The following is a 3181-nucleotide window of genomic DNA, read 5'->3' as shown; positions in this document are numbered from 1 at the left end:
AGAGCTGTTCAGAATTACAGTAATATGCCTTTGCTGGGTGCTGAATAGTTACAATAAAACAACAACCGTCATATATAAGGCCACATACAGGCAAAAAAATATTAAAAATAAACGATCGATAACCAAAGTATCAGCTTGATCAGGCCATTAAATTTTATTACTGGCATACTCAAACATAGCGATTATTATTAGTCAGTACTCGGTTCATTCATCCGGCGAAAACCTGAAGGTTTTTTTAGTAATCAACTGCAATCAATCATGGTTCTTCCAACCTGTTAACACTGTTCCCCTTACCCGAATAACCAGCAGCCACCTGGCAGTCTGGTTTACCCGGAGAAATCAGACATGTTCACTTCGCTGATTAAAAAAATTGTCCCAGTTATTTTGACTGCACTGTCACTGATCTTTGCCAGTAACGTATTGGCCTTCAGCTCTGACGAGCTGTTGATATGGGTTGGTGGCGACAAGGCCTATGGCGGTATTCGCCAGGTGGGTGCCCAATTCACCAAGGACATGGGGATAAACGTTAAAGTCGAAATCCCGGAAAATATCACCGACCGTTTTCAACAGGCCGCCGCCTCAGGCAGTGGGCCTGATATTATTTTCTGGGCCCATGATCGTTATGGGGAGTGGGCCAGAAGCGGCTTATTGGCACCTGTCAGCCCATCAGCGGCATTCAGGAAAGGCGTGAACATCATTGGCTGGGATGCCATGACCAGCGATGGCAAAATTTATGGCTACCCAATCTCTCTGGAAGCCATCAGCCTGATTTACAACAAGGATATTCTGTCAACGCCGCCTGCCACCTTTGAAGAGATGTTTCCCCTGGCCAAGAAACTGCAACAACAGTCAGTCCCCAACAAGAAAAATGAAAAAGGCATCATCGCCATTATGTGGGATCAGGACCAACCCTACTTCACCATGCCGCTACTGGCTGCCGATGGCGGTTATGTATTTCAGAAAACCGCCAAAGGCTATGACGTCAGGAAAACCGGTGTCAACGACAAGGGCGCAATGGAAGGTGCCAAAATGCTGGTGGACCTGATCGACCAGGGCGTCATGCCTCGGGGCGTTGACTACAGCGTGATGGAAGCCAATTTCAACCAGCAAAAAGTCGCCATGATGATTACCGGCCCCTGGGCCTGGGCGAACCTGGACAAGAACAACATCAACTATGGTGTTGCGCCGCTGCCCAAACTCCATGGCAAACCCGCCAAGGCATTTGTTGGTGTCTGGGGGGCAGCCCTGAACAGTGCCAGCCCCAACAAGTCCATTGCCCAGGAGTTCCTGGAGAATTACCTGCTCACTGAACAGGGATTGACCGTGATGAACAATGACGTCCCCCTGGGAGCCGTAGCCAATAAGGCGATGATGGCAAAACTGATGAAAGACCCCCGGATTGCGGCCACTTACCAGAATGTTGAACAGGGCCTGATCATGCCCAATGTGCCGGAGATGGGTAAGTTCTGGTCTGCCATGGAGAGCGCCCTGCGCAATATTACCAGTGGTCGGCAAAACTACCGTGAGGCGCTGAACAACGCAGCGAAACGTATCATCAGCTAACCGTTTTCTGTCTGCCAGAAGAGGCCAGCACGCCATGAGCACATCAAGCGGGTCAAGAGCTACCGGAAGTGGCAGTGCCTATTTGGCGATCGCCATTGTCGCCGTTATCGACCTGGTGCTTTTATACGGCATTACCTTGATGTATGCCCAGGGAGAGCTGGCGTTTGCCCTGCTCGTGCTGGTGCTTGCGGCGACCGGTTCATGGGTTTTTATCAGCAAAAAAGGCTATAACTATCGCTATATCTACCCCAGCTTGCTGGGGGTAATCACCTTTGTCATCTTTCCCCTGATTTATACGGTTAATGTCGCCTTTACCAATTACAGTTCCAACCACCTGCTCTCCCTTGAGCGGGTCAGGGCCATCCACCTGGCGAAAACCTACCGTACCGGCGGCGAATCATTCTCTTTCAAGCTGTACCAGGAAGGCCCCGGCTTCCGGCTGATGCTGACCAGTGATGCCGGCGCTCAGGAGCACTACCTGACCGAACCATTTGCCATCAGTGAGAAACCGCGGGAACTGAAAGCCTTTGTCTCCAGCCATGTGCCGGGCGGCGCAGTGCTCCCCTTCCGGGAAGTCGTCAAAAAGCGCTCAACCCTGGACAAACTGGACATTATTCTGCCTGATGGCACCGAGCTGGCCATGACCAGCCTGAGAAAATTCGGCGCTATTGCCAGGATTTATCGTCCCGATGACCACACTGACCGGCAATACCCGGAACAAAACATGGCCCTGATCGATAACCGCACAGGAGAGACCATCTATCCGGATATGGCGACAGGGTATTACACCAATGCAGCCGGTACTGAGCAGATCGGTCCGGGTTTCACCATCTATACGGGCTGGGATAACTTTGTCCGGGTGTTTACCGATCCGGGTATCCAGGGGCCTTTCCTGAAGATCTTCACTTGGACGATCGTGTTTGCCACCCTGTCTGTCACCTTCACAATAATCATCGGCCTGTTAATGGCCTGCCTGGTGCAATGGGAACCGCTCAAAGGCAACGGTGTCTACCGGTTGTTGCTGATCCTGCCCTACGCAGTACCGGCCTTTATTTCCATCCTGATTTTCCGCGGGCTGTTCAACCAGAACTTTGGTGAAATCAACTATCTGCTGGATATGCTCTTTGGCATCAAACCGGAATGGTTCAGTAATGAGCTGCTGGCCAAAACCATGGTCATCATTGTCAACACCTGGCTGGGTTACCCCTATATGATGATTCTCTGTATCGGACTGCTGAAAAGTATTCCGGATGATCTCTATGAAGCGTCCGCCATTGATGGTGCTACACCGGTCCAGAATCTTTGCCATATTACCATTCCGATGATTTTCAAGCCGCTGATTCCACTGTTGATTGCCAGCTTTGCCTTCAACTTTAATAACCTGGTGCTGATCGCCCTGTTAACCGGCGGCGCGCCGAATATGCTGCACACCACGACCCCGGCCGGTGCCACTGATATTCTGGTGAGTTACACCTTCCGTATTGCCTTTGGCTCCTATGGCCAGGATTACGGACTGGCCTCGGCCATTGCCGCAGCGATCTTTGTGATTGTGGGCTTTATTGCCTGGGTCAACCTGAAAGCTACACGACGATTGCAGTAATATCGGGGGGGCTTTTTT

2 protein-coding genes are annotated in these 3181 nt (G+C 51.2%); both read left to right on the top strand.

Annotated elements, in window-relative coordinates:
* Window positions 1-345: 345 nt before the first annotated feature.
* A complete protein-coding gene (gene malE / locus KDK14_RS00740; RefSeq protein ID WP_257263101.1) occupies window positions 346-1563 on the top strand; it encodes a maltose/maltodextrin ABC transporter substrate-binding protein MalE in 1218 nt (405 codons plus the stop codon).
* Window positions 1564-1597: 34 nt separating this feature from the next.
* Window positions 1598-3163: a maltose ABC transporter permease MalF gene (malF, locus tag KDK14_RS00735; protein WP_257263100.1), complete on the top strand. Its 1566-nt coding sequence runs from the start codon at window positions 1598-1600 to the stop codon at window positions 3161-3163.
* Window positions 3164-3181 lie beyond the last annotated feature (18 nt).

This window comes from Endozoicomonas sp. ONNA2, assembly GCF_024606365.1.
GTDB lineage: Bacteria > Pseudomonadota > Gammaproteobacteria > Pseudomonadales > Endozoicomonadaceae > Endozoicomonas.
Note: the sequence above shows the minus strand (reverse complement) of the source record. Positions and strands in the feature narration are given on the sequence as shown.